Below are 24702 nucleotides of genomic sequence, written 5' to 3'. Positions count from 1 at the left end.
TGAAAGCAACGGTTTTATTTTTATGAGAATAACCAGTAGCCAATTAAAATCGCACCTAAAATTACGCGATACCAACCGAAAACTGTAAAATCGTTTTTCTTCAAGTAATTCAATAAGAATTTAATCGCAATGATGGAAACAACGAAGGCAACAATAGAGCCAGTTAATAAAATAATGATTTCTTCTGATCCAAACGTATTTCCTTTGGCCAAGAATTTAAAGATTTTTAAAAAACTTGCTCCAAACATTACTGGAATTCCTAAGAAAAATGAAAACTCTGTTGCAACGAAACGTGAGGCCCCAATTAAGATTGCCCCTAAAATGGTCGCTCCTGAACGTGAAGTTCCTGGAATTAATGCCAGTACTTGGAAAGCACCAACGATTAAAGCGGCTTTATAAGTGAAGTCTTTTAGATTAGTACACTTCGGTGCAACATTTTTATTTCGTTTTTCAATGATAATAAAAGCAATCCCATAAACAATTAACATAATCGATACTGTTAAAAAGTTATAAAAATGTGCATCTAAATAATCATCAAATTTTAGACCAATAACTGCCGCTGGTAAACAAGCGACTAAGACTTTAGACCAAAGAATCCAAGTATCTTTTTTCTCTTCGCCATTTTTCTTTGGTGAGAAAGGATTCAATTTGTGGAAGTATAAAATAACAACCGCCATAATCGCTCCCAATTGGATAACGACGTTGAACATTTCCATAAAATCTTTACTTAGATCGAGTTTAATAAACTCATCCACTAAAATTAAATGTCCGGTACTACTAATTGGAAGCCACTCGGTAATTCCTTCGATAATACCAAGAATAATTGCTTTCCATAGGTTAGCAAAAAGCATGTCACCATTCCTTTCTGAAATAAATGCAAAATACATCAAGTATAAGTATACCCGCTGACAAAGTAAATGCCAATGCAAATTCTTATTTTAAAATAAATTTTAGAATTATACAAAGGTGCCACTTGTAATTCATGAAACTTTTTTCTATACTAGTGATACTTTAAAAAATGGGGGAAGAGAAATGTTTGGATTTTTGAAGAAAAAGAATGAAGTTGTCGAAAATAATACAATGTATGCCGTTGCCAATGGAACCGTTATCCCAATTAGTGAAGTGAATGATCCTGTTTTTTCACAAAAAATGATGGGAGATGGCTACGCAGTAGTTCCAGAAAATGGTGAAATTTATGCACCTATTGAAGGAGAAGTTTTAAGCGTTTTCCAAACAAAACATGCCATTGGTTTAAAAATGACAAACGGTCTTGAAATTTTATTACACATGGGTATCGATACGGTAGAGTTAAACGGGGCACCGTTCACTATTAAAGTGAAAGAAGGCGACCAAGTGACTGCAGATACGGTGGTCGCAATTGCTGATTTAGAAGCAATTAAAGCAGCTGGTAAAGGAACTGAAATGGTTGTCATTATTACCAACATGGATAAAGTAGCACAATTTTCGTTAGAGAAAACTGGCGTGGTTACAGCTGGTACACCAGTTGGCTCTGCCACAGCCAATTAATGCATTAGACGAGGTCGGGACAGAACCGTTTAGCTCCGAGAAATAAGAAGAAATTTCCGAAAATTGATCTTTGATTTTTGGAGACCAAGTAGGTATTGTTCATCATCGAATCACTACGTTCTTCGTGATTCTCAACAATTTCGGCTTATTTCCGAAGGAGTTGGTTCTGTTCCCGCCGTTTATCAGTTTTTGAGCGTGGAGCAAAAATCCAAAGTGATTTTTGTTCCACGCTCGTTTTTTTTTGAACAGAAATAAAATTTTATTTTGGAATTGAAAAATATTTAGAAAAATAGTTGAAATTTTATTTCAAACAAGTTATAATGAAAGCGTATTAGAGAGGAGCTAAAAAGATGTATGGTATTTCAGTTTTTCTTGGTGAAGAGATTACAAACGATACAATTATTTATATCAAAAAGATGAAAGCGCTTGGATTTGATGGTATTTTCACTTCTTTACACATTCCAGAAGATGATACTTCCCTTTACCGCCAACGCTTGACTGATTTAGGGGCAATTGCTAAGGCAGAAAAAATGAAAATTATGGTAGATATTTCAGGTGAAGCGTTAAAAAGAGCGGGTTTTTCTTTCGATGAATTAGAGCCTTTAATCGAGTTGGGCGTAACTGGCCTCCGGATGGACTACGGCATTACGATAGAACAAATGGCTCATGCTTCACATAAGATTGATATAGGATTGAATGCTAGTACCATTACACTGGAAGAAGTGGCTGAGTTAAAGGCTCACCAAGCGGACTTTTCTCGCTTAGAAGCTTGGCATAATTATTATCCAAGACCTGAAACCGGCATTGGAACAACATTTTTTAATGAAAAGAACCGCTGGCTTAAAGAATTAGGCTTACAAGTTTTTACTTTTGTGCCAGGAGATGGGCAAACAAGAGGCCCAATTTTTGCTGGTTTACCAACATTAGAAAAACATCGTGGGCAAAATCCTTTCGCCGCTGCCGTTGGTTTGATGGCTGATCCTTATGTCGATGCTGTTTATATTGGTGATCCTACAATTAGTGAGCGAACCATGGCTCAATTTGGTTATTATCACCAAACCAATCAATTTCTGTTAGAAGTAGCACCTAGCAAGAGCCGCTATTTGAAGCGAATACTTGGGACTCATACCAATCGTTTAGATGCTGCAAGAGATGTTTTGCGAAGTGAATTATCAAGAACGAGTGAAATGTTCAGAAAAGATGAAATTGCAACGATTGAGTCAGAGCAGACTGAAGCACGTCCAGTGGGAACCGTAACGATTGATAATGAAAAATATGGTCGCTATATGGGAGAAATTCAAGTCACACTTGTGGACTTGCCGAAAGATGAAAAAGTCAATACGATTACACGAATTATTGAAAAAGATCAAACGATATTGCCGTTAATCAAGGCAGGCAATCAATTTACGCTAGTCACGGAAGGAACGATAGAAAATGAATTTAGAAAACTTAACAACTGAACGTAGAAATGAAAATACAATGGGCTTAGATGAGATGAGTGTCAAAGAAGCTTTACAAAAAATGAATCAAGAAGACCAAAAAGTTGCAATAGCAGTGGGTCAAGAATTAGCAGCCATTGAACCAGTGGTAGAAGCCATCATCAAAAGTTTCAATCAAGGCGGCCGCTTGATCTACATGGGCGCTGGTACGAGTGGTCGGTTAGGTGTCTTAGATGCAGCCGAATGCGTACCAACTTTTGGCGTCGAGCCAGAGATGGTTCAAGGCCTCATCGCTGGTGGTCAAAAAGCAATGACTGTCGCAGTAGAGGGTGCCGAAGATTCAAAAGAACTAGGTCGTCAAGATTTAGTTGATCTAAAATTATCAGCAAATGACATTGTTGTTGGGATTGCAGCCAGTGGTCGGACGCCTTATGTAATTGGCGGTTTAGAATATGCTACAACGGTGGGAGCAGCTACCGCAACTGTGGCATGTAATAAAAATGCCGAAATTAGTAAATATGCGCAAATGCCGATTGAAGTAGATGCAGGACCTGAATTTTTAACAGGTTCGACTCGCTTGAAATCTGGGACAGCTCAAAAATTAATTTTAAATATGTTATCAACTATTTCCATGATTGGTATTGGGAAAGTCTACAATAACTTAATGGTTGATGTAAAACCAACCAATGAAAAATTAGTGGAGCGTTCCAAACGGATTATTATGGAAGCAACGGGTTGTAGTTATGAAGTTGCCGAACTAAAATTTGTAGAGGCAGAAGAAAATGTGAAGTTAGCAATTGTAATGATTTTAACTGATAGTACTAAAGAAGAAGCAACACAAAAATTAATTGACGGGAATCAATTTATCAAGAATACATTAAATTAAGGAATTAGGAGGGTGTTTTAACATGGCAGAAGAAAGAATTAAACGCATTGCTGATGGGATTTATAAAGAAGTTGGTGGTCAAGAAAACGTGGACAAAGTCATTCATTGTATGACTCGTGTTCGTATGGATATCCGCGATTATGACAAAGTGGATATTGAAGGATTGAAAAAAATTGATGGCGTTATGGGCGTCGTAGAAGATGATACGTTACAAGTAGTTGTTGGTCCAGGGACTGTTAACAAGGTTGCACAAGAAATGGTAGATCAAGCAGGTGTCAAATTGGGAGAACCATTTAATCATGACACCTCAACTGATGCTTCAGCAGGCAAATCTGGAAAAGATTTAGTAGAAGAAAAAGCCGCTCAAATGAAAGCACAACAAAAAGCGAAACAAAATAACACTTCACCATTTAAAAAAGTATTAAAAGCTATTTCTAGTATCTTTGTTCCGATGATTCCTGCCTTTGTTGGGGCTGGTATTATTGGCGGGATTGCAGCTGTTATGTCTAACTTAGTTGTTGCTGGTGATATTTCAGCTTCATGGCAACAATATATCGATGTCTTAAATATCATTAAAAATGGGATTTTTGCTTATTTAGCTCTTTACACTGGGATTAACAGCGCCAGCGTTTTTGGTGCAACGCCAGCGTTGGGTGGTGTTATTGGGGCAGTCACAATGTTGACAGGAATGAATCCGGATGCTCCAATCAGTAATATTTTCACTGGGGGAACATTATCTGCAGGACAAGGCGGAATTATCGGTGTTATTTTTGCCGTATGGTTATTATCATTGTTAGAAAAACAATTGCATAAAATTGTCCCAGAATCAATTGATATTATCGTAACGCCAACCATTTCACTTTTAGTGATTGGCTTAGCAACTATTTTCTTAATCATGCCTGTAGCCGGAGCTATTTCTAATGGCTTAGTTGGTATTATCAATGTTGTCTTAGAAAAAGGTGGCATGGTTGCTGGCTTTACTCTTGGTTTAACCTTCTTGCCAATGGTAATGTTTGGTTTACATCAAATTTTGACGCCAATCCACATTGAAATGATTAATCAAACAGGGATGACTTTGTTATTACCAATTCTGGCCATGGCTGGTGCGGGACAAGTCGGTGCAGCTTTAGCATTATGGATTCGTTGTAAATCAGATAAAAAATTAGTTGAAATGATTAAAGGTGCCTTGCCAGTTGGGATTTTAGGTATTGGTGAACCATTAATCTACGGAGTTACTTTACCATTAGGACGTCCATTCATTACTGCTTGTATCGGCGGTGGTATTGGTGGTGCAGTAATTGGTGCCTTCGGTAATGTTGGTGCGATTGCTATTGGACCAAGTGGGGTGGCTTTAATTCCATTAATTGCCAACAACCAATGGCTTGCATATGTATTAGGTTTATTGGCTGCTTACGCAGGTGGTTTTGTAGCAACGTTATTCTTTGGGATTCCTAAAGATATGCAAACAACTAAATAATAAATAGAAAAAAGGAGAACTTGGCTTCTCCCTTTTTCTTTGTTAAAATTTAATTGCGTAGGAAATGGTGTATCAGGAGGGGTGTTTATGCAACAAAATATTGTCTTATCTATCCAAGATCGTCTACAACAATTACCAAAATCAGAACGAAAAATCGCAGAATATATTTTAAAAAATACAGAAACAGTTATTTCAATGAATGCGCAAGAGCTAGCGAAACAAGCAGGATCAAGTCCAGCGGCAATTATTCGCTTTTGTCATTCTATGGATGTGAATGGCTTCACAGAGTTGAAACTTTTATTATCTGCAAATCTTGGTCAAATGAAGCAGCAAATGTACACTGAAGTTACTAAAGGGGAATCAACAGCTGATATTAAACAAAAGTTACAAGCGCGCTTTGTTCATGTGGTTGAGCGAAGCGGTCAGACATTAGAGGATGTCGCAGTGAATGAAGCCGTTGATTTGTTGGAAAAAACAGAAGTAATTTTTGTCTATGGATTAGGTGCCTCTTCGTTGGTTGCTCAAGATATTTATCAAAAGTTTACGCGATTAGGCCGAACGGTATTTACAACATTGGATCATCATTTATTTGCTTCTATGTTAGGCTCAACAGAAAAGCCTAGTGTTTTTATTGTTATTTCTAATTCTGGAACGAATAAAGAAGCAAGTACTTTAGCTGATTTAGCGAAGCAGCAAGGGATTCCTATTATTAGTATCACACAAGATGAAAACTCAGTGATTGGTGAAAAAAGTGATATCGTCCTCCAAACCTCTAGTGGGGAAGACGTGCCATTGAGAAGTGCGGCTACTGTTTCCTTGGTGGCACAATTGTATGTAGTCGATGTTTTATTTTTTGCTTATGCAGCAAAAAACTATAAGGAAACCTTAGAAAAAATTCAAATCTCAAGAAAAAATGTAGAACGTTTAAAAGAATAAATAAAAAGAGAAGGTTATCTGTCAAAATGACAAATAACCTTCTCTTTTTTTACTATCAACGGCGCTTTTCAGCGATCTTTTTTCCCTTTTCAATATAAGAAATATCATTAATTCCTTGAATGGTAAATGTTCCTTTTTCGTAAGTTAAGGTCGTCACGCTACCATTCTCCAGCGCCATCTGCATAGGCAAACTTGCATCAATTAAGGAAAGTAAAAAGGAAATTGTTAGTCCATGGGAAACCACCATGACTTTGCCGCCACCATTTTTTTCTCGATGATGAGCGATATCTTCGAAACCAGACCAAACACGATCACGAATAACTTCATAAGGCTCCGCCCAGTCAGCCGTATCGGCTTCAATAATAGCATTTGCTAACTCGCGATAGGTAATCTTCGTGGTCATCATGTCCTCATAACTTTTAAAAGCTAAAATGCGTGGCACCACACCCCAAAGTTCACCATCATAGCCACCATCTAAAGAACCAAAACACCACTCACGAATCCGTTTATCGGTTAGGTAAGGAATCTTTTGGTGGTTTTGATGTTCTTGTAAAATAATCTGAGCTGTTTGCATGGCACGACCACTATCACTACTATAGGCTTCCTTAAAGTCTATGTCCCTAAGACCTAAGCCTAAATGATAAATGCCTTCTTCTCCTTGTTTGGTTAAGGGGGTATCTGACCAGCCTTGGGTACGGCCAATCGTATTAAACATCGTTTTTCCGTGACGAATAATATAAAGTGTCGTTGCTTCAGTCATTGCTACTCCTCCTAAGTTTCTTTAAATAGTGAATAAATCTCTAATTAAAAAATGGGTTTGTGGCTTTTTCATGTTGAATGGTCGTGGCATCACCATGGCCTGGATAAACAGGAAATTCTTCTGGTAAAGTGAATAGATAGGTCGTAATGCTGTGTAATAATTGTTGCATATCACCAGTGTGTAAATCGGTACGACCAATACTACCTTTAAACAATGCATCCCCAACAACAACAAAATCATCAAAGACAAAGCTGACGCTACCAATTGAATGACCAGGTGTTGGGACTACGGAAAATTTCATGCCGCCAATTTCATAATCGGTTAGTTTAAATTCATGTTCGGCGGGTTGAACAATAATATTTGCTATATCATCATGTCTGCCTAATCCTGAAAGATTCAAAATAGGATTGGAAAGCCACGCTTGTTCTAATGGACTAACATAAACAGGGATTTGATAATGATGGCGCAATTCTTCTACCGCACCAATATGATCATAGTGAGTATGTGTTAATAAAATAGCGGCTGGTTTCTTCCCTAAACGGGTAATTTCTTGAATTAGTTTTGCTCCTTCTGCACCTGGATCAATAATTAATAATGCTTCTTCATTATAAACAAGATAACAGTTTTCTTGAATAACACCTGTTCTAATTTGTTCGATCTGTATCATCTCAGGACCTCCTAAAGTTCTAACGATTCTCTTCAAGTATACCGAAGAATCTTAAGAATAGAAAGTTTTCTTGTTTATCCAAAGAAAAAATAAATCATTTTTAGAATGTTCGGTTTTTGCTTGTTTTAACACGTATTTTTTTAAAAAAAATCACATTTTTATAGTTATTAAGCGAAAGTTTATGTATAATCTTCATGTGATAGTAAGGAGGAGTATTAAATGTTTCATTTTGTAATAAAAGGAACAGGTTTTTCTAGTAAAAATTTGCAAGAGATTAAAGTTTATGAAGAGACACTTTTTTGTATAGATGAGGCCGGAGTAATTCAGGAAATAATTGAACCAGATGCTGAAGCGTATGAAACTGTGCTAGCAGAACAAAAAGAGGCACAACGTTTTCAAGAATTGCCCCAAGATTCTTATCTTTTACCCGGCTTTGTTGATTTACATGTCCATGCACCTCAGTGGGCACAATCTGGGACCGCCTTGGATATTCCATTGTATGAATGGCTGAATACGTACACGTTTCCTTTGGAGTCCAAATTTGCAGATTTAACATTTGCCCAACAAGTCTATGATGAACTGGTAACCCAATTGTTAGCTAATGGGACAACAACAGCCCTTTATTTTGCAACCATTCATTATGAAGCTAGCCGTCGTTTGGCAGAGATTTGTGCGGAAAAAGGGCAGCGTGGCTTAATTGGCAAAGTTGTAATGGATGATCTTAATGAGAATCCTGAATACTATCGTGATCAAACAACGCAACAAGCATTAGAAGAAACGGAACGGTTTATTCAAGAAATTCAAGCATTAGCGCAGCAAACAAAACAAGGCGTGTATCCCGTTGTAACTCCGCGTTTCATTCCTAGTTGTACAGAAGAAGCACTTAAAGGATTAGGAGAATTAGCAGCGAAATATCAAGTCCATGTTCAAAGTCATTGTAGTGAGAGTGATTGGGAACATCAATTTGTTCAAGAACGTTTTGGAAAAAATGATGCTCAAGCATTGAATGATTTTGGTTTATTGACAGAAAAAGCAGTGATGGCACATGCAGGCTTTTTAGAAGAAGCAGATATGAATTTATTCCATGAAACAGGGACGGCTGTGGCGCACTGCCCAATCTCTAATGCTTATTTTGGCAATGCAGTAACACCGATTGCAAAATTAGTACATCAACATCAAGTAGAAGTTGGTTTAGGTAGTGATCTTTCAGGTGGTTTTTCACCAAGTCTTTTTGACAATTTAAAGCAAGCGGTTATTTCTTCTAGAATGTTAGAAGATGGTGTCGATGCTACAAAAAAACCAGAAGTACGAGGTGTTAAAACAGCACGGATTACAGTAAATGAAGCGTTTTATTTAGCTACTGCTGGTGGTGGTCAAGCGCTAAGTTTGCCAATTGGAAAATTAGAAAAAGGGTATGCTTGGGATGTTCAAATTATTAATACAAGCTTGTCACAAGCACGAATCCCTAAAAATCCAGGGGAATCATTGCTTGATATTTTCCAAAAAATCTTATATTTAGCACGACCAGAAAATATTCGAGAAGTCTGGGTACAAGGTGAAAAAGTACATGATAAAAATTTAATGTCAGCAACTAAAGGAGTATAAAAAATGAGTGAAAAGAAACAAAATAATCTTCATTTAACAGTGGGGCCAGAAGATTCAGTATCTTTTGGGCAGGCCACTATGTTAGGGATTCAGCATGTCTTAGCAATGGACGTGTACGTCGTACCTGTGATCATTGCTTCAATTATTGGGATTAGCACAGCACAAACGTCTTCTTTAATCCAAGCAACATTCATAGCAGCAGGACTTGCCACGATTATTCAATCTCATTTTTGTATGAGATTACCAGTTGCGCAAGGCCCTTCATTTATTCCAATCGGGGCAATTGCAGGAATTTATTTTGCCAATAACCAACAAGGAAATGGCTGGGGCGCAGTTTTAGGTGCTAGTTTAGTGGGGGCAATTGTTGTTATTATATTAGGATTTACTGGTATCTTTAATCGTTTAATCACTAAATTTGTTCCACCAATTGTGGGAGGAACAATTATTTTTGTGGTGGGGCTTTCGTTAATGCCAGTCGCTTTATCGGATAATATTTACCACGCAAAAGGGGAATTAGGACAAAATATTTTATTAGCATTTATAGCAGCGGGGACGTTGATCTTCTTTGCGCTCTTAGGTTCTGCTTTGAAAAAAGGGCGGATTTTCCGCGTTTCTTCTGTCATTTTGGCATTATTATTTGGGAGCATCGCGGCACAATTATTAGGGGTACTTGATTTATCAGCCGTTAGTGAAGCGGCTTGGTTTAGTTTGCCTCAGTTACCATTAGTTAACTTTTCTTTCCAATTTGATTGGTCAGCTATTGCCACGATGTTAGTTATTTATCTGGTTTTAATGGCGGAAACAACAGGCACTTGGTTTGCTGTGAGTCATGTTGTCGCTGAACCTTTGACCGAAGAAAAAATTAATCGCGGCGTAATTGGTGAAGGCTTAGGTTGCTTAGTTTCTTCATTCATTGGCGGCACGCCAGTAACTAGTTACTCTACAAATGCTGGGATTATTTCAATCACTGGAGTTGCTAGTCGCAAGGTTTTTGTGGCTGCAGGTGCGTGGTTTGTCTTATTTGGCTTATCTGGAAAACTTTCCACCTTGATTTCGGCCATTCCGGCACCAGTTATCGGCGGTATTTTTGTGGTTGTTTGTGGCATCATTTCTGTAAGTGGAATGAAAGTCATGAGCGATGTAACAATTCATGAAAAAGAGATGTATGTAATTGCCGTTCCGATTATTATGACATTAGCGTTGACATTGTTACCAAAAGAGTTTTTGGAAACTCTACCACAATTTTTACAATATTTATTTAGTTCACCCGTGGCAACTGCCTCAATTGTTGCTATTTTATTGCAGGCCATTTTACCAAACATTCAAGAAGGGTAAAAAGATTAATTTTCGTTAAAACGCCTTTGACAAGTGGCGGCAAATAGTGTAAATTAACAATGGTGTTTGTAAACACGAACGTTAAATGACCGAATGTTCGGTTTTTACGTTATTTTTGTAAATAACTAGGAGGCAGTAAGTATGAAAGTTTTTGATTATGAAGATGTCCAATTAATTCCCAATAAATGTATCGTGAATAGTCGTTCTGAATGTGATACTACAGTAACTTTAGGAAAACATTCGTTTAAAATGCCTGTCGTTCCAGCGAACATGCAAACAATTATTGATGAAACGATTGCGGAAACCCTTGCTGAAAATGGTTATTTTTATATCATGCATCGGTTTGATGAAGAGGCGCGAGTGCCATTTATTAAAAAAATGCAACAAAAGGGCTTAATCACGTCAATTAGTGTGGGTGTGAAAGAAGGGGAATACGCTTTTGTTGAAACGTTAGCCCGAGAAGGTTTAGTTCCTGATTACGTGACAATTGATATCGCCCATGGTCATTCAAATGCGGTGATTAATATGATTCAACACTTAAAAAAATTTTTACCAGAAACGTTCGTTATTGCGGGCAATGTTGGAACACCAGAAGCCGTTCGCGAATTAGAAAACGCTGGAGCCGATGCCACCAAAGTGGGGATTGGACCAGGAAAAGTTTGTATTACTAAAATTAAGACTGGCTTTGGGACAGGTGGCTGGCAGTTAGCGGCTTTACGTTGGTGTGCCAAAGCTGCTCGGAAACCAATTATTGCAGATGGTGGGATTCGGACCCATGGAGACATTGCAAAATCTGTGCGTTTTGGGGCAACTATGGTCATGATTGGTTCACTATTTGCTGGACATGAAGAATCACCAGGTGAAACAAAAGTGGAAGATGGCGTTGTTTACAAAGAATACTTTGGTAGCGCCTCTGAATTCCAAAAAGGCGAAAAGAAAAACGTTGAAGGGAAAAAAATCTGGTTACGCCATAAAGGGAAGTTGGCAGATACTTTAGTCGAAATGCAACAAGATTTACAATCTTCCATTTCATACGCGGGAGGTCGCGATTTAGAAGCGATTCGTAAAGTTGATTATGTGATTGTAAAAAATTCTATTTTTAATGGTGATACCATTTAAGATTCAACTATAGACTGAAAAGAAGACAGCACGTAGTGCAGAAATTAAAATGATTTCTGCATTACGTGCTTTTTTTACTTTACCTATCGTAGTAATCGTGTTAAGATAATTACAACGACAGACGTAGTACGATAGTTGAAGTACTTGAGGGAGGAATTTATGTGATTGGTAGTGATGCAATTCGAGGATACAACGATACCTTTATTCTCTCAATCTTACAATCCGGCGCTTCATATGGTTATGCGATTTCTAAACGCATTCGTGAAATTTCTAAAGAACAATATTCGATTAAAGAAACGACACTTTATTCTGCTTTTACACGTTTAGAGAAAAATGGCTACATTGAATCATTTCCAGGAGAAGTAACGCATGGCAAAAAGCGGACCTATTATCAAATAACCCATGCAGGAGAGCGTTATTTAGAGGAAAAGTTACTAGAATGGGAAGTAACAAAAGACGTCGTCGAAGCATTTGTAAAGGAGATGGGAAAATGAAAATTATAGAAGAATTTATTGATAGCTTATTTTCAGGCGTTGTTGAAACATCTGAAACAAAACAATTAAAGGCGGACTTATTAGCAAATGCTGAGGATCGTTATGAAGATTTGCTCAGCCAAGGAAAATCGGAAAATGAAGCAATTGGTACAATTATTTCTGAATTTGGTACTATTGATGAATTAATGGAAGAATTGAATTTAGAAAATAAACAAGTGGATGAAACAAACGATTCAATGAACGGTTTGCCAGAAATTTCAGTGGAGGAAGGACTTGACTATTTAGCTGTCCAACGTAAAGGTGCGATTCAAATTGGTCTTGGTGTTGTTGCAATCATGGTGGGTGTTGGCTTGCTGGTTGGTATGCGTGGTGTTCTTTCTAACGGTCTCGATTTAGTTTGTCTTTTCATAGGTGTGGCAATTGGCGTTCCATTATTTATTGTTGCTGGTAATCGGTTTGTTGCAATGGATAAACAACTGGGGCAACGATTGATTCCGACTAAGTTAAAAAAAGAAGTTGCACAAAGAGAACAAAGTTTTCAACGATCATTTATTTTTTGTATGGCAGCGGGCGTCGTTTTTTGTATTTTGGGTTTAATCCCAGTTGTTGTCTTTAGTAGTGGCCTTCATCTGATGATGCGCCGTTCCATGCATCAAATGATGGGCGGACAATATTATAATGGAACGATGGGGATTAGTTGGCTCTTCTTTTTAGTATCGGTTGGTGTCTTCTTGTTTATATTTGGTGGAGTAATTAAAGGAAGTTTTAATAAATTGTTGAATGAAACTTATTTTTATTCAGAACATGTTGGTCATCCTGATTTTGCCCCTCAACAAACAAAAACAGAGGAAAGACCTGTGGGGAATCCTGTCGGTGCAATTATTGCATCCGTTTATTGGCCCTTAGTTGTTGCACTCTATCTATTTATTAGTTTTGTTTTAGGGGATTGGCGGTTTAGTTGGTTAATCTTTATGTTCGCAGGAATCTTTTATAACACCATCCAAGCATTTTTACACAAACATTGAGACAAAACTGTTAATAGTAAAACAGAAAAGTGGGACATTCGTCAAAACGGCTGTCCCACTTTTCTTGTATTTTGATTGACAAAAGTATTGAACTGGATTACTTTTAACTCATCCAATTGTTGAGGTGATTGCTATGTGGCAACTTAAAAAAGAACAAAATGTTCCCATTTATCGCAGTATTATGGAAATGATTGTTCAAAAGATTCAAACAGGCGAATTATTACCAGGCGAAAAAATCCCTTCGGAACGTAAACTGGCAGAGTACTTGTCTGTCAATCGTTCAACCGTTGTTCATGCATTAGATGAACTGGTGGACTTAGGCTGGATTGTGCGAAAAAGAGGGAGCGGAACGATCGTCAACGAAGGAAAATGGGGGGTAATGATGACGCCACGAACGGATTGGCATCGTTATTTAGAACAAAATGTGTTCAAACAAGTTCATCCCTTGGTGGCAGAGATTGAGTTACGTGCTAAACAAAATTTGCCGACTGACTTAGATATGTATACAGGCGAGTTGCCGTTAGACTTAATTCCCAGTTTCGATTTTCCAGCATTAAACTGGAAACAATTTTTAAAAGAGGAAGCACAAGATGAATTAGGTTATTTGCCGTTAAGAAAAGAAATCCAAGCCATTACAGCAACGGAGTATCAGCTTCATTTACCAAGTGAAAGTCTATTGCTTACTTCAGGTGCGCAACAAGCACTTTTTTTAGTTTTACAAGTTTTATTGAGACAAGGAGATAGTGTTGCCGTAGAAGATCCATCTTTCTTCTATGCCTTACCAATTTTCCAAGCTGCTGGTGTGCGCTTATTTGGTGTGCCCATGACAGAGGAAGGGATTGATCTTGAAGCGCTAGAACAAACAATTCGACAACATCGCATCAAAATGGTTATGGTTAATCCTTCCTTTCAAAATCCCACTGGGACAGTGATGCCTTTGAGAAAAAGAGAACAGCTCGTGAAAGTTTGTCAAACGTATCAAGTTCCTATTTTAGAAGATGATGTTTTTGGGCAGCTAAGTTTTATCCCGAAAACAGAAATTCCTCCTTTAAAAAAATTAGATCCAGATAATGTCTTGTATATCGGTTCGTTGTCAAAAATTTTAGGTTCGACCACGAAAATTGGTTGGTTAAGTGCGCCCGCCTCCGTGACGAAACAAATTGCAGAAGCCAGAAAAATGATGGATGTTTCGTTGAGTATTTTTCCGCAGATGCTCGCTAAAATGGCGATTGAAGATCCTTCTTTTTCTGAAAAAATTACGTTATTAAATAAACAAGTGGAACAACGAGCAACAGCTGTATATCAAGTATTTAAATCGTTGCCAGAATGGGAAGTTTCGCCAGTAAAAGGCGGCTTTTATTTATGGGCACATTGGCGTCAAGGGGCACTTAAGCCAGAAGATTGGCAAGTGTTTTTACGAGAAGGTGTTTTGGTAGCACCAAGTGTCGCTTTTAGTGAAAAACGTGGAAGTATTCGCTTGAACTGTTCCCGAATTTCACCAGAAGAAATTCCTCTTTTTTGTGAGCGAATGGTACGGATTACACGACAGCTTTCTGAAAATAGACAAACAAAAATAGAACAGTAAGTAAGATTTTTCTTATAAAAATCATTTGCTGAGAGAAAACGCTACAACTTCCCTTTTCTAAACGAATATCCAATGCTATACTTAAAAAGTAAAAACAAAAAAACAAATGAGGTGTTTTCCATGTCTTGGGAACAAGTTTACCAACAATGGTTAAATGAAGAAAATATTCCAGAAAATTTAAAAAATGAATTAAAGGACTTAAATACAGACCCTGAAAAATGTGAAGATGCATTTTACGCACCATTAGAATTTGGGACTGCCGGGATGCGCGGAATTTTAGGCGCCGGTATTAATCGGATGAATATCTTTACGGTTCGTCAAGCGACAGAAGGGCTTGCACGTTTTATGGATACGCAAGATCCTGAAACAAAACGTCGCGGTGTAGCCATTGCCTATGATTCACGTCATATGTCTCCAGAATTTGCAATGGAAGCAGCTAAAACATTAGCTAAACATGATATTCCTTCTTTTGTGTTTGAAAGCTTACGACCAACACCAGAATTATCTTTTGCGGTCCGCTACTTTAAAGCTTTTGCGGGAATCATGATTACGGCTTCTCACAATCCAGCTGCCTATAATGGCTACAAAGTCTATGGTGAAGACGGTGGTCAAATGCCGCCAGCTGATGCAGATGCATTAACTAAATATGTTCGTAGTATCGAAAATCCTTTGAAAATTGATGTCTTATCAGATGAAGAAGTTGCCCACAGCGGTTTAATTAACATTGTTGGTGAAGAAGTCGATAATGCGTATTTGAAAGAAATTAAAACAGTTACGATTAATCAAGAATTAATTAACGAAATGGGTAAAGAATTAAAATTAGTTTACACTCCCTTGCATGGAACTGGGAAAATGTTAGGAGAAAAGGCATTAAAACAAGCCGGTTTTGAAAAATTTGTTTTAGTACCTGAGCAAGCCGTTGCTGATCCTGACTTTACTACAGTTAAGTCACCAAACCCTGAAGAACATTCAGCTTTTGAATACGCGATTCGTTTAGGGGAAAAAGAAGGCGCTGATTTATTGATTGCAACAGATCCAGATGCTGATCGTTTAGGTGCTGCTGTGCGGATGCCAAACGGAGACTACCAAGTATTAACAGGAAATCAATTAGGTTCAATTATGATTCATTATATTTTAGAAGCCCATCAACAAGCAGGCACGTTGCCTCAAAATGCTGCGGTTCTAAAATCAATCGTTTCTAGTGAACTTGCTACAGCGATTGCTGAGAAATATAATACGAAGATGTTTAATGTTTTAACAGGTTTCAAATTTATTGCTGAAAAAATTCAACAATACGAAGAAGACCACAGTCAAACGTTTATGTTTGGTTTTGAAGAAAGTTATGGTTACTTAGTGAAACCTTTTGTTCGTGATAAAGATGCGATTCAAGCGTTAGTTTTATTAGCAGAAGTAGCGGCTTTCTATAAAAAACAAGGAAAAACATTATACGATGGCTTACAAGATATCTTTGAAGAATTTGGTTACTTTGAAGAAAAAACTATTTCCGTAACAATGAGCGGAATTGAAGGAAGCGGTAAAATCAAAGCTTTAATGGCAAAATGTCGTGAACAAGCGCCAACTGAGTTTGCCGGGATTCAAGTTGCTCAAACGGAAGATTTTAAAGAATTAACACGCACTTTTGCAGATGGTCAAACAGAACAATTACAAACGCCTCCTTCTGATGTGCTGAAATATCATTTAGAAGATGGCAGTTGGATTGCTATCCGACCATCAGGAACAGAACCAAAAATTAAATTCTACCTAGCGACAAAAGCAAAAAGTAGTTCAGAAGCTTCTGAAAAAATTGCTGCGTTTGAAGCAGTCGTTAATGAATTAACAAAATAAAATAAACGAAACAGGCTGTACGGAAAAAAGTACGAATGTTAGTGTTTGTGTCAAAAGCTAATTGACTTTTGACACAAACACTTTATTTAACTAAGGAGGGAATGCTATGAAAATTGGCTTTATCGGTGCTGGCAGTATGGGCGGTGCCATGATTAAAGGGTTACTGAAAGCTGAGGCAGTCAAGAAGGAACATTTATATGTGAAAGGCGGCTCAAGTGGAACAGCAGAAGCACTTCAAAAAGAGTGGGGCTTTCAACTTGTCACAGATTATGCACTTTTCCAAGAATGTAAGGTTATTTTTATTGCGACAGGAGCAAAGGTCGTGTTACCTGTTCTTCAGGAATTAGCTCCTCATTTTTCCAACGAAAGTCTATTGATTTCTGTTGCAACAGGTCATACCATACAAGAAGCACAAATGGCTCTTGGCAATAAAGAAGCCAAAGTTGTTCATGCCATTCCTAATACACCAGTTAGCGTGAATCAGGGTGTGATTGGCGTAGCCTTGGCACCAACAATTGAAGGCCAAACGAAGGACCTGGTAATGGAACTTCTTGCTACTTTAGGGTTAGTCAAAGAAATTCGTGAAGCGCAACTGGAAACTTTTGGTACTGTGGCTGGTTGCAGTCCAGCTTTTGTTGATATCTTTATGGAAGCATTGGGAGATGCAGCAGTCTTAGAAGGGTTACCAAGAGACTTATCTTATGAAATTGTCGCTCAAATGATAAAAGGAACGGCGACCTTAGCCTTAGACACGAAAAAACACCCAGGAGCATTGAAAGATGAAGTGACTTCTCCAGGAGGAAGTACGATTCGCGGTGTCGTAGCTCTAGAAAAAAATGGCTTCCGTTATGCCGTGATGGATGCAGTTCAGCAAGCCAACCACGAATAGATGAAGAAAGTTGGAAAATCGACAAGTTTGTCATTTTTCCAACTTTCTTTGTGCCATATTTTTCGTAGGAAAGAACAATCGCAGTTCTTATTTTAAAAAACTCTGTGTTATAATGAGTGCAAAGTGAGGCGACTATAATGAAACAAATGGAAGAAATCAAACAAGTAAGTCAATTATATAAAGTATTAAGTGATCCAACACGTTTAAGAATTTTGCTACTTTTAAAAGAAGGCGAGCATAACGTAACGGCGATTAGTGAACAATTGGGAATGGAACAGTCCGCCGTTTCTCATCAACTAAAATTATTAAGAGATAGCCGGGTTGTCAAGGCACGTCGCGAAGGAAAAACGATTTTTTATACATTGGATGATCATCATGTAATAGATATTTTAAATCAGACCTTTGAGCATATTGAACATCGATAAAAAGTAGGGAAAAAATAGCGTAACTAGAATAGCGCTGTTGATGGAGGTAAAAATGAAGGATACCTTAAAGATCGGGTTACTAGGATTAGGGACTGTAGGCACTGGCGTTTTAACTCTCTTGAAAGAACATCAAGAGAAAATTTCACAAGTGACAGGAATGAATGTAGTCATTGAAAAAGCATTTGTCCGAAATCTTGAAACGAAACAAGCGCAAGCGGAAGAATACGGTCTTTCTTTAACAACTTCAATTGATGATATTTTAGAAGATAAAGAGATTCAAATCGTTGTGGAATTAATGGGAACCATTGAACCAGCCAAAACGTATATCATGAAAGCTTTAGAAAAGGGCAAACATATTGTGACTGCCAATAAAGATTTACTGGCGCAACATGGGAGTGAATTAGTAGCGTTAGCCCAAAAACATCATTGTGATTTATATTACGAAGCAAGTGTTGCTGGCGGGATTCCAATTTTAAGAACAATTGCTAATAGCTTAGCGGCAGACAATATTCAACAAGTTTTAGGGATTGTGAACGGTACGACGAATTATATGCTTACGCAAATGGTTTCTGCTGATAAAAGTTATGAAGAAGCTTTAGCAGAAGCGCAAGCGTTGGGATTTGCTGAAGCGGATCCGACAAATGATGTCGATGGAATTGACGCAGCCTATAAAATGGTTATTTTAAGTCAATTTGCTTTTGGGATGAATGTTTCATTACCACAAGTTGATATTCGTGGAATTCGCGGATTGTCTTTAGATGATGTCGCTATGGCTAAACAACTGGGATATGAAATCAAATTGATTGGCTCTGCTGAACAAAATGAGAATAGTATCTCGGTGGAAGTGGCGCCTATGCTAGTCAATCAAAAGCACCCTATTGCATCTGTTCGGAATGAGTACAATGCAGTATTTATAAAAAGTGCAGGTGTGGGCGAATCAATGTATTACGGTCCAGGAGCTGGTGCTAAACCGACAGCAACCAGTGTTGTCAGTGATTTAATTACGATTGCTAAAAACATTCGCTTGGCAACGACTGGCCATATGTTCAATTCGTATCAACATAAAACCCAATTGACGCGTTCCGAAAATGTATTTGGGCAGTACTATTTTTCATTAGATGTTCCAGATACACCAGGACAATTTTTGCAGTTGACACAATTAATGACAAAAGCAGAAGTCAGCTTTGATCAATTAGTTCAACAGAAATCAGATGGACAGCGAGCAAGAATTGTTGCCATTACACACCAGATATCAAAAGCACAAATGCAACAAGTTGTGACAGCTATTCAAAATACGGAAGCCTTTCAGTTATTGAATGTAATGAAGGTTATAGGAGATGAGTAAACATGTATGAAGGTTTGTTAAAACAGTATCAAGCGTATTTGCCCGTAACAGAAAAAACACCAATGATTTCTTTAGCCGAAGGAAATACGCCACTGATTCCTTTACCTAATTTATCCAAAGAATTAGGTATTCAATTATATGGAAAATACGAAGGCTTAAATCCCACTGGCTCATTCAAAGATCGCGGGATGGTGATGGCTGTAGCAAAAGCGGTAGAAGAAGGTGCCAAAGCGATTGTTTGTGCTTCTACAGGAAATACTAGTGCCGCCGCTGCTGCGTATGCCACAAGAGCAGGCATTAAAGCGTATGTAGTGATTCCAGAAGGGAAAATCGCACTGGGAAAATTGGCGCAAGCTATTATGTATGGGGCGGACATTATTTCGATTCCAGGTAACTTTGATGAAGCATTGAAAGCGGTGCGAGAGATTGCGAAAACTGAGGCAGTTGCGCTAGTTAATTCAGTGAATCCTTATCGCTTAGAAGGGCAAAAGACAGCAGCTTTTGAAGTTTGTGAACAATTAGGTCAAGCGCCCGATGTCTTAGCGATTCCAGTTGGAAATGCCGGCAATATTTCCGCTTACTGGAAAGGCTTTAAGGAATGGCATGAAAAACAAGGAACAACTTTACCAAGAATGCATGGTTTTGAAGCAGAAGGTGCCGCAGCGATCGTGAAAGGCCAAGTGATTGAGCAACCTGAAACCGTGGCAACAGCGATCCGGATTGGAAATCCTGCTAGTTGGCAACTAGCAGAACAGGCACGCGATGAATCGGGTGGTTTCATTGATGCCGTGACAGATCAAGAAATTTTAACGGCTTACCGAAAAATTGCTACTCAAGATGGGGTTTTCATTGAACCTGGTTCGGCTGCTTCATTAGCTGGAGTTATTCAACATGTTAAAAGCGGTAAAATCAAAGCAGGTGAAACCGTCGTGGCAGTCTTTACTGGTAACGGACTGAAAGATCCTGATACAGCAATGGAGACAGAAGTAGCTATTTCAAAAATGAGTGACGTGGAAGAAATGCGTCTGCACTTACGAAAAGGAGTCGCAACACTATGAAAATAAGAGTACCTGCCACTAGTGCCAACTTAGGACCTGGCTTTGATTCATGTGGCATTGCATTATCCGCTTATTTAACAATCAACGTTTTAGGTGAAAGTGAATTTTGGGAAATTCAACATACTTTGGGAGAAGAGATTCCTACTAATGAAGAGAATTTATTAATTCAAACGGCATTAAAAATTGCACCAGAATTAACACCAAAAGTTATTCGGATGGTTTCTGACATTCCCCTTGCAAGAGGACTAGGCAGTAGCTCAAGTGTGATTGTAGCAGGCATTGAATTAGCTAACCGACTAGCACATTTAAATTTGTCCCCTAAAGAAAAAGTCCGTTTGGCCACAGAGATGGAAGGACATCCGGATAATGTTGCCCCTGCTATTTTAGGAGATTTCGTGGTGGCTAGCCATGTAGAAAACCAAGTCTACCATGTCAAACATCACTTTCCAATGTGTGATGTCATTGCATTTATTCCAGAGGAACCATTATTTACCGAAAAAAGTCGCGCTGTTTTGCCCGAAAAATTGGCTTATAAAGAAGCAGTCGCGGCCAGCTCAATTGCCAATGTTATGATTGCCGCAATTTTAAACGGGGATTTACCTTTAGCAGGCAAAATGATGGAACAAGATAAATGGCATGAAACCTATCGTCGTTCATTGGTTCCTCATTTAAAAGAAATTCGTCGTTTAACTCAGCAAAAAGGTGCTTATGGCTCTTTCTTAAGCGGTGCTGGTCCTACTGTGCTAATCTTGTCGCCAGAAGAACGAACCAACGAAATTGTTCAAAGCTTGGAGAAATTATCTACCAAAGCGAGCATCCAAATTTTCAATATTGATCAAGAAGGCGTTCAAGTCTTTTAAAAAAAACGAGAAAAAATCACTAGTGATTTTTTCTCGTTTTTTTTTAATCCTCGGCTGTTTCCGTGGAATAATAGCTATGGTCTTCTAAGTTCAAAGCATTAAGAATCATTGAGGCAGTTTCTTCAATTGAAAGAGAAGCGACATCAATAACGATACAACCTAATTTTTGATAAAGATCATTAGCAAAAGCCAGTTCTCGCCGAATTTTTTCAATATCTGAATAAGAAGTATTTTCAGGCAATCCATATGCGCGCATTCGTTCTTTACGAATCCCGTTTAAAACATTGGGATCATTGGTTAAGCCAACAATTTTTTTAGGGTCCATTTCGAATAATTGTTTCGGTAAATGTGCTTCAGGAATTAGTGGCAAATTAGCAACTTTTAAGTTCTTGTTGGCTAAAAAGAGACTTAGCGGTGTTTTAGAAGTTCGGGAAACGCCAAGAAGTAACACATCCGCTTCTAAAAAGCCTCGTGGGTCCTTGCCATCGTCATATTTGACAGCAAATTCCATTGCTTCAATTCGTTTAAAATAATTTTCATTCAGATGATGTAAGGCACCTGGTTCCCGCATGGGTGCGACACCTGTTAATCGTTCGATTTCCGCAACTGGTGGTGTCAAAATGTCAAAATGGAACAATTGATGCTCATTGAAAAATTGATTAGCAATCGCCACGAGATGATCATTAATGATAGTATGCAGTACCATGGCCTCTGCTTTTTTGGCATCTTCTAACGCTTGCACCAGTTTATCTTCGTCTTTAACGAATGTTCGTCTAATCAAAGTAAAATCAACAGTGGGGTACTGGGCCATTGAAGCAGCCGCCAATTTTGAAGCGGTCTCGCCAGCAGAATCTGAGATGACAAAAATCGTCACACATTTTTTTTCTTCAGAAATAGTCATAGAGGGTAAGTCCTTTCTTGCATTTTTAATAATTTTATTATACCATAAGTCCAGAATCTATTTCGTAATGATTCTGATTTAGGTTGGTGAGGGAGGAAATGGCGATGGCACCAGTAAAAACCAATATTGAACAAGCCTTAGAAACCATGAAAGCCAGTGGATTAAAATATACTAAAAAACGAGAATTACTGATGAGCTATTTGATTAAGCGAAATCGGTATGTTTCTGCACGTGAAGTGTATGAATTTATGAATGAAACCTTTAAAGGAGTCAGTTATGATACGGTTTATCGTAACTTGCATGACTTTGAGCGCTTAGAATTGCTGGAAAAAACAGAATTAAATGGCGAGCAAAAGTTTCGCTTCCGTTGTTGCCAAGAGGTGGAACATCATCATCACTTTATTTGTACGGTTTGTGGCAAAACGGAAGAAATTCACATGTGTCCGATGAATTTTTTTGAAGAACAGTTAAAAGGTTGTTCAATTGAAGGACATCGATTTGAAATACTTGGTCGTTGTGCCGATTGTTGCGAAAAATAGTGAATAAGACGAAAAATCAAACAAAAATTTCGTATTTTATCAGTAGAGTGGTTGACGGTTATTTATGCTTTAGCTATAATATAACAAGGACAGTATTTTAATTTGTGGGTTTTTCCCACAAATAAGAAAAACGGTTACTTTTTAAGCTCGGAGGGAGGGAATAACATGTCAAAAACAGTCGTTCGTAAAAACGAATCTCTTGATGATGCTCTTCGTCGCTTCAAACGTTCCGTTTCAAAAGCGGGTACTTTACAAGAATCACGTAAACGTGAATTCTACGAAAAACCAAGTGTAAAGCGTAAGAAAAAATCTGAAGCAGCTAGAAAACGTAAAAAATTCTAGTTTTGAATGAATTGGAGTTGGTGGTATGTCATTGCTAACCACATTGAATGACGACATTAAAACAGCGATGAAAGCTAAAGACAAAGAAACTTTAGCCGTACTTCGTATGTTAAAGACTGCCATTCAAAATGATCAGATTAAAGCGGGCCGTGAATTGAACGGAGAAGAAGAACTCACTGTATTGTCTCGTGAGATGAAACAGAGAAAAGATTCTTTATCAGAGTTTGAAAAGGCGGGACGCGACGATCTTGTTGAAAAAGTAAAAGTTGAAATAGCAATTGTTGAAAAATATATGCCTCAACAACTAACAGAGGAAGAAATTCGTCAACTAGTTCAAGAGGTAATGACGCAAACTGGCGCCACTTCACCAAAAGATTTTGGTAAAGTGATGGGCGCTATGATGCCGAAAGTCAAAGGCAAAGCCGATGGCAACCAAGTTAACGCAATTGTGAAAGAATTATTACAAGAAAACTAAGAGCGTTATCGAAACTAGGACAGGATACTGTCCTAGTTTTTTTATGCAAAGAGAAAACCGGTAGCTTTTTACGGTTTTCTCTTTTTTGACTTTCAAAGTCAAATCAGGTACGACTTCTTTTTAAACAGATAAGAATGTGGTATCATTGTAAAGGACTATATAATAAAGGAGATGGACGTTTTTTGACAGATAATCAGTCAAAATCTTTGGAATTAATACTTACTGATTCTGATGATGCACACATGCTTTTAGGAACACATGATAAACATATCAAATTTTTAGAAGAGAATACCCACGTAACGATTAATAGTCGTGGCGAAGTTATTCAGTTAATTGGCGAATCATCAGAGGTAGAGTTAGTCGCTTCCGTGTTAAGAGCGCTACAAACATTAATTCAACGAGGCATCAAAGTGCATACGCCAGATGTCGTTTCTGCTTTAAAAATGGCCAAAGCTGGAAATTTAGAGGCGTTTATTGCCATGTATGAAGAAGAAATTATGAAGGACCATCATGGTCGGGCCATCCGAATTAAGAATGTTGGTCAAAAAAAATATATCGATGCAGTTAAAACTCATGACGTCATTTTCGGGGTGGGACCTGCGGGGACAGGAAAAACCTTTTTAGCCGTGGTGATGGCAGTAGCAGCTTTAAAAAAAGGCGAAGTACAAAAAATTATTTTAACTCGTCCAGCGGTGGAAGCTGGCGAAAGCTTGGGCTTTTTACCAGGTGACTTAAAAGAAAAAGTCGATCCTTATTTACGTCCAGTTTACGATGCCTTGTATCAAATTTTTGGTATGGATCATACAAATCGTTTAATGGAACGCGGCGTTATTGAAATTGCCCCGCTTGCTTATATGCGTGGTCGTACATTGGATGATGCTTTTGTCATTCTAGATGAAGCACAAAATACCACGGTTGCCCAAATGAAAATGTTTTTAACTCGTTTAGGGTTTAGTTCAAAAATGATTGTTAATGGAGATACTAGTCAGATTGACTTGCCACGTGGTGTAACAAGCGGTTTAGTTAATGCCGAGCGTACGTTAAAAGACATTGAAAAAATTGCCTTTGTAAATTTTGAAGCCAGTGACGTTGTGCGTCATCCGGTTGTAGCACAAATTATTCAAGCCTATGAAAAAGAACAACAAAAGCATTCCTAAGCAGTTAGGGA

The 24702-nt window shown here is 38.1% G+C and carries 25 protein-coding genes; 21 read left to right on the top strand and 4 right to left on the bottom strand.

Annotated features, from left to right (window positions below):
* Positions 1-20 precede the first annotated feature (20 nt).
* Positions 21-851: an undecaprenyl-diphosphate phosphatase gene (locus IGL17_RS09530; protein ID WP_002356708.1), complete on the bottom strand. Its 831-nt coding sequence runs from the start codon at positions 849-851 to the stop codon at positions 21-23.
* Between the two features lie 115 nt (positions 852-966).
* On the opposite strand from IGL17_RS09530, the gene IGL17_RS09525 reads away from it, so the two are divergent.
* The 5 genes from IGL17_RS09525 (at position 967) to IGL17_RS09505 (ending at position 6265) form a co-directional block, all read left to right on the top strand.
* Positions 967-1527, top strand: coding sequence for a PTS sugar transporter subunit IIA (locus IGL17_RS09525; protein ID WP_002380597.1), 561 nt, complete (start codon positions 967-969; stop codon positions 1525-1527).
* Positions 1528-1877: 350 nt separating this feature from the next.
* Complete coding sequence (locus IGL17_RS09520) at positions 1878-2987, top strand: DUF871 domain-containing protein (RefSeq protein ID WP_002367067.1); 1110 nt, start codon at positions 1878-1880, stop codon at positions 2985-2987.
* Positions 2962-3852, top strand: a complete 891-nt coding sequence (gene murQ / locus IGL17_RS09515; protein WP_002381571.1) for an N-acetylmuramic acid 6-phosphate etherase — start codon at positions 2962-2964, stop codon at positions 3850-3852. The genes IGL17_RS09520 and murQ overlap by 26 nt, the downstream gene beginning before the upstream one ends.
* A 22-nt stretch (positions 3853-3874) precedes the next feature.
* On the top strand, positions 3875-5329 hold the full coding sequence (locus tag IGL17_RS09510) for a PTS transporter subunit EIIC (protein ID WP_010776007.1): 1455 nt from the start codon (positions 3875-3877) through the stop codon (positions 5327-5329).
* Between the two features lie 87 nt (positions 5330-5416).
* Positions 5417-6265 carry a MurR/RpiR family transcriptional regulator gene (locus IGL17_RS09505; protein WP_002391571.1) on the top strand — a complete coding sequence of 283 codons (849 nt, stop codon included), beginning with the start codon at positions 5417-5419 and terminating at the stop codon, positions 6263-6265.
* Between the two features lie 55 nt (positions 6266-6320).
* Here IGL17_RS09505 and IGL17_RS09500 read toward each other — a convergent pair whose 3' ends face one another.
* Together IGL17_RS09500 and IGL17_RS09495 are read right to left on the bottom strand one after the other, a co-directional pair.
* A complete protein-coding gene (locus tag IGL17_RS09500) occupies positions 6321-7025 on the bottom strand; it encodes a histidine phosphatase family protein (RefSeq protein WP_002364444.1) in 705 nt (234 codons plus the stop codon).
* Positions 7026-7065: 40 nt separating this feature from the next.
* Positions 7066-7692, bottom strand: coding sequence for an MBL fold metallo-hydrolase (locus tag IGL17_RS09495; protein ID WP_002356716.1), 627 nt, complete (start codon positions 7690-7692; stop codon positions 7066-7068).
* Between the two features lie 219 nt (positions 7693-7911).
* Between IGL17_RS09495 and guaD the strand changes: the two genes are divergently transcribed.
* The 12 genes from guaD (at position 7912) to thrB (ending at position 21277) form a co-directional block, all read left to right on the top strand.
* A complete protein-coding gene (guaD, locus tag IGL17_RS09490; protein ID WP_002367060.1) occupies positions 7912-9297 on the top strand; it encodes a guanine deaminase in 1386 nt (461 codons plus the stop codon).
* 3 nt (positions 9298-9300) lie between these two features.
* Positions 9301-10632, top strand: a complete 1332-nt coding sequence (locus IGL17_RS09485) for a nucleobase:cation symporter-2 family protein (RefSeq protein WP_016618277.1) — start codon at positions 9301-9303, stop codon at positions 10630-10632.
* 141 nt (positions 10633-10773) lie between these two features.
* Complete coding sequence (guaC, locus tag IGL17_RS09480; protein WP_002362677.1) at positions 10774-11751, top strand: GMP reductase; 978 nt, start codon at positions 10774-10776, stop codon at positions 11749-11751.
* A 161-nt stretch (positions 11752-11912) separates the two neighbouring features.
* The gene (locus IGL17_RS09475) at positions 11913-12245 is read left to right on the top strand and encodes a PadR family transcriptional regulator (RefSeq protein WP_002356722.1); all 333 of its coding nucleotides are present in this window, start codon (positions 11913-11915) and stop codon (positions 12243-12245) included.
* Positions 12242-13270: a permease prefix domain 1-containing protein gene (locus IGL17_RS09470; protein WP_016618276.1), complete on the top strand. Its 1029-nt coding sequence runs from the start codon at positions 12242-12244 to the stop codon at positions 13268-13270. The genes IGL17_RS09475 and IGL17_RS09470 overlap by 4 nt, the downstream gene beginning before the upstream one ends.
* Positions 13271-13403: 133 nt before the next feature.
* Positions 13404-14855, top strand: coding sequence for a PLP-dependent aminotransferase family protein (locus tag IGL17_RS09465; protein WP_016618275.1), 1452 nt, complete (start codon positions 13404-13406; stop codon positions 14853-14855).
* Between the two features lie 120 nt (positions 14856-14975).
* A complete protein-coding gene (locus IGL17_RS09460) occupies positions 14976-16700 on the top strand; it encodes a phospho-sugar mutase (RefSeq protein WP_010707311.1) in 1725 nt (574 codons plus the stop codon).
* A gap of 106 nt (positions 16701-16806) precedes the next feature.
* Positions 16807-17589, top strand: coding sequence for a pyrroline-5-carboxylate reductase (proC, locus tag IGL17_RS09455; RefSeq protein WP_002362189.1), 783 nt, complete (start codon positions 16807-16809; stop codon positions 17587-17589).
* A 116-nt stretch (positions 17590-17705) separates the two neighbouring features.
* Positions 17706-18014: an ArsR/SmtB family transcription factor gene (locus IGL17_RS09450; protein ID WP_002356730.1), complete on the top strand. Its 309-nt coding sequence runs from the start codon at positions 17706-17708 to the stop codon at positions 18012-18014.
* A gap of 52 nt (positions 18015-18066) precedes the next feature.
* Positions 18067-19359: a homoserine dehydrogenase gene (locus IGL17_RS09445; RefSeq protein ID WP_002376723.1), complete on the top strand. Its 1293-nt coding sequence runs from the start codon at positions 18067-18069 to the stop codon at positions 19357-19359.
* Positions 19360-19361: 2 nt separating this feature from the next.
* On the top strand, positions 19362-20417 hold the full coding sequence (gene thrC / locus IGL17_RS09440) for a threonine synthase (protein ID WP_016618272.1): 1056 nt from the start codon (positions 19362-19364) through the stop codon (positions 20415-20417).
* Complete coding sequence (gene thrB, locus IGL17_RS09435; protein ID WP_002356734.1) at positions 20414-21277, top strand: homoserine kinase; 864 nt, start codon at positions 20414-20416, stop codon at positions 21275-21277. The genes thrC and thrB overlap by 4 nt, the downstream gene beginning before the upstream one ends.
* Positions 21278-21320: 43 nt before the next feature.
* On the opposite strand, the gene IGL17_RS09430 is transcribed toward thrB, so the two are convergent.
* Positions 21321-22178: a pyruvate, water dikinase regulatory protein gene (locus IGL17_RS09430; protein ID WP_002389973.1), complete on the bottom strand. Its 858-nt coding sequence runs from the start codon at positions 22176-22178 to the stop codon at positions 21321-21323.
* A gap of 98 nt (positions 22179-22276) precedes the next feature.
* Between IGL17_RS09430 and IGL17_RS09425 the strand changes: the two genes are divergently transcribed.
* The 4 genes from IGL17_RS09425 to IGL17_RS09410 all read left to right on the top strand — a co-directional run bounded on the left by IGL17_RS09425 (position 22277) and on the right by IGL17_RS09410 (position 24691).
* Positions 22277-22717, top strand: a complete 441-nt coding sequence (locus tag IGL17_RS09425) for a Fur family transcriptional regulator (RefSeq protein WP_002387080.1) — start codon at positions 22277-22279, stop codon at positions 22715-22717.
* A gap of 165 nt (positions 22718-22882) precedes the next feature.
* Positions 22883-23059: a 30S ribosomal protein S21 gene (rpsU, locus tag IGL17_RS09420; RefSeq protein ID WP_002356740.1), complete on the top strand. Its 177-nt coding sequence runs from the start codon at positions 22883-22885 to the stop codon at positions 23057-23059.
* A gap of 25 nt (positions 23060-23084) precedes the next feature.
* Complete coding sequence (locus IGL17_RS09415; protein WP_002356741.1) at positions 23085-23534, top strand: GatB/YqeY domain-containing protein; 450 nt, start codon at positions 23085-23087, stop codon at positions 23532-23534.
* 242 nt (positions 23535-23776) lie between these two features.
* The gene (locus IGL17_RS09410; protein WP_369810298.1) at positions 23777-24691 is read left to right on the top strand and encodes a PhoH family protein; all 915 of its coding nucleotides are present in this window, start codon (positions 23777-23779) and stop codon (positions 24689-24691) included.
* Positions 24692-24702: the final 11 nt, after the last annotated feature.

The sequence above is a fragment of the Enterococcus sp. AZ088 genome (assembly GCF_051714845.1).
Taxonomy (GTDB): domain Bacteria; phylum Bacillota; class Bacilli; order Lactobacillales; family Enterococcaceae; genus Enterococcus; species Enterococcus faecalis.
Note: the sequence above shows the minus strand (reverse complement) of the source record. Positions and strands in the feature narration are given on the sequence as shown.

What these genes read in the sequence shown, in the direction of transcription:
- thrC (WP_016618272.1), top strand. Translation starts at nt 19,362, where the DNA reads ATGTATGAAGGTTTGTTAAAACAGTATCAAGCGTATTTGCCCGTAACA.
- IGL17_RS09460 (WP_010707311.1), top strand. Translation starts at nt 14,976, where the DNA reads ATGTCTTGGGAACAAGTTTACCAACAATGGTTAAATGAAGAAAATATT.
- IGL17_RS09500 (WP_002364444.1), bottom strand. Translation starts at nt 7,025, where the DNA reads ATGACTGAAGCAACGACACTTTATATTATTCGTCACGGAAAAACGATG.
- guaD (WP_002367060.1), top strand. Translation starts at nt 7,912, where the DNA reads ATGTTTCATTTTGTAATAAAAGGAACAGGTTTTTCTAGTAAAAATTTG.
- thrB (WP_002356734.1), top strand. Translation starts at nt 20,414, where the DNA reads ATGAAAATAAGAGTACCTGCCACTAGTGCCAACTTAGGACCTGGCTTT.
- IGL17_RS09445 (WP_002376723.1), top strand. Translation starts at nt 18,067, where the DNA reads ATGAAGGATACCTTAAAGATCGGGTTACTAGGATTAGGGACTGTAGGC.
- IGL17_RS09470 (WP_016618276.1), top strand. Translation starts at nt 12,242, where the DNA reads ATGAAAATTATAGAAGAATTTATTGATAGCTTATTTTCAGGCGTTGTT.
- IGL17_RS09510 (WP_010776007.1), top strand. Translation starts at nt 3,875, where the DNA reads ATGGCAGAAGAAAGAATTAAACGCATTGCTGATGGGATTTATAAAGAA.
- IGL17_RS09485 (WP_016618277.1), top strand. Translation starts at nt 9,301, where the DNA reads ATGAGTGAAAAGAAACAAAATAATCTTCATTTAACAGTGGGGCCAGAA.
- IGL17_RS09425 (WP_002387080.1), top strand. Translation starts at nt 22,277, where the DNA reads ATGGCGATGGCACCAGTAAAAACCAATATTGAACAAGCCTTAGAAACC.
- murQ (WP_002381571.1), top strand. Translation starts at nt 2,962, where the DNA reads ATGAATTTAGAAAACTTAACAACTGAACGTAGAAATGAAAATACAATG.
- IGL17_RS09505 (WP_002391571.1), top strand. Translation starts at nt 5,417, where the DNA reads ATGCAACAAAATATTGTCTTATCTATCCAAGATCGTCTACAACAATTA.
- proC (WP_002362189.1), top strand. Translation starts at nt 16,807, where the DNA reads ATGAAAATTGGCTTTATCGGTGCTGGCAGTATGGGCGGTGCCATGATT.
- guaC (WP_002362677.1), top strand. Translation starts at nt 10,774, where the DNA reads ATGAAAGTTTTTGATTATGAAGATGTCCAATTAATTCCCAATAAATGT.
- IGL17_RS09520 (WP_002367067.1), top strand. Translation starts at nt 1,878, where the DNA reads ATGTATGGTATTTCAGTTTTTCTTGGTGAAGAGATTACAAACGATACA.
- IGL17_RS09430 (WP_002389973.1), bottom strand. Translation starts at nt 22,178, where the DNA reads ATGACTATTTCTGAAGAAAAAAAATGTGTGACGATTTTTGTCATCTCA.
- IGL17_RS09410 (WP_369810298.1), top strand. Translation starts at nt 23,777, where the DNA reads ATGCTTTTAGGAACACATGATAAACATATCAAATTTTTAGAAGAGAAT.
- IGL17_RS09465 (WP_016618275.1), top strand. Translation starts at nt 13,404, where the DNA reads ATGTGGCAACTTAAAAAAGAACAAAATGTTCCCATTTATCGCAGTATT.
- rpsU (WP_002356740.1), top strand. Translation starts at nt 22,883, where the DNA reads ATGTCAAAAACAGTCGTTCGTAAAAACGAATCTCTTGATGATGCTCTT.
- IGL17_RS09415 (WP_002356741.1), top strand. Translation starts at nt 23,085, where the DNA reads ATGTCATTGCTAACCACATTGAATGACGACATTAAAACAGCGATGAAA.
- IGL17_RS09530 (WP_002356708.1), bottom strand. Translation starts at nt 851, where the DNA reads ATGCTTTTTGCTAACCTATGGAAAGCAATTATTCTTGGTATTATCGAA.
- IGL17_RS09495 (WP_002356716.1), bottom strand. Translation starts at nt 7,692, where the DNA reads ATGATACAGATCGAACAAATTAGAACAGGTGTTATTCAAGAAAACTGT.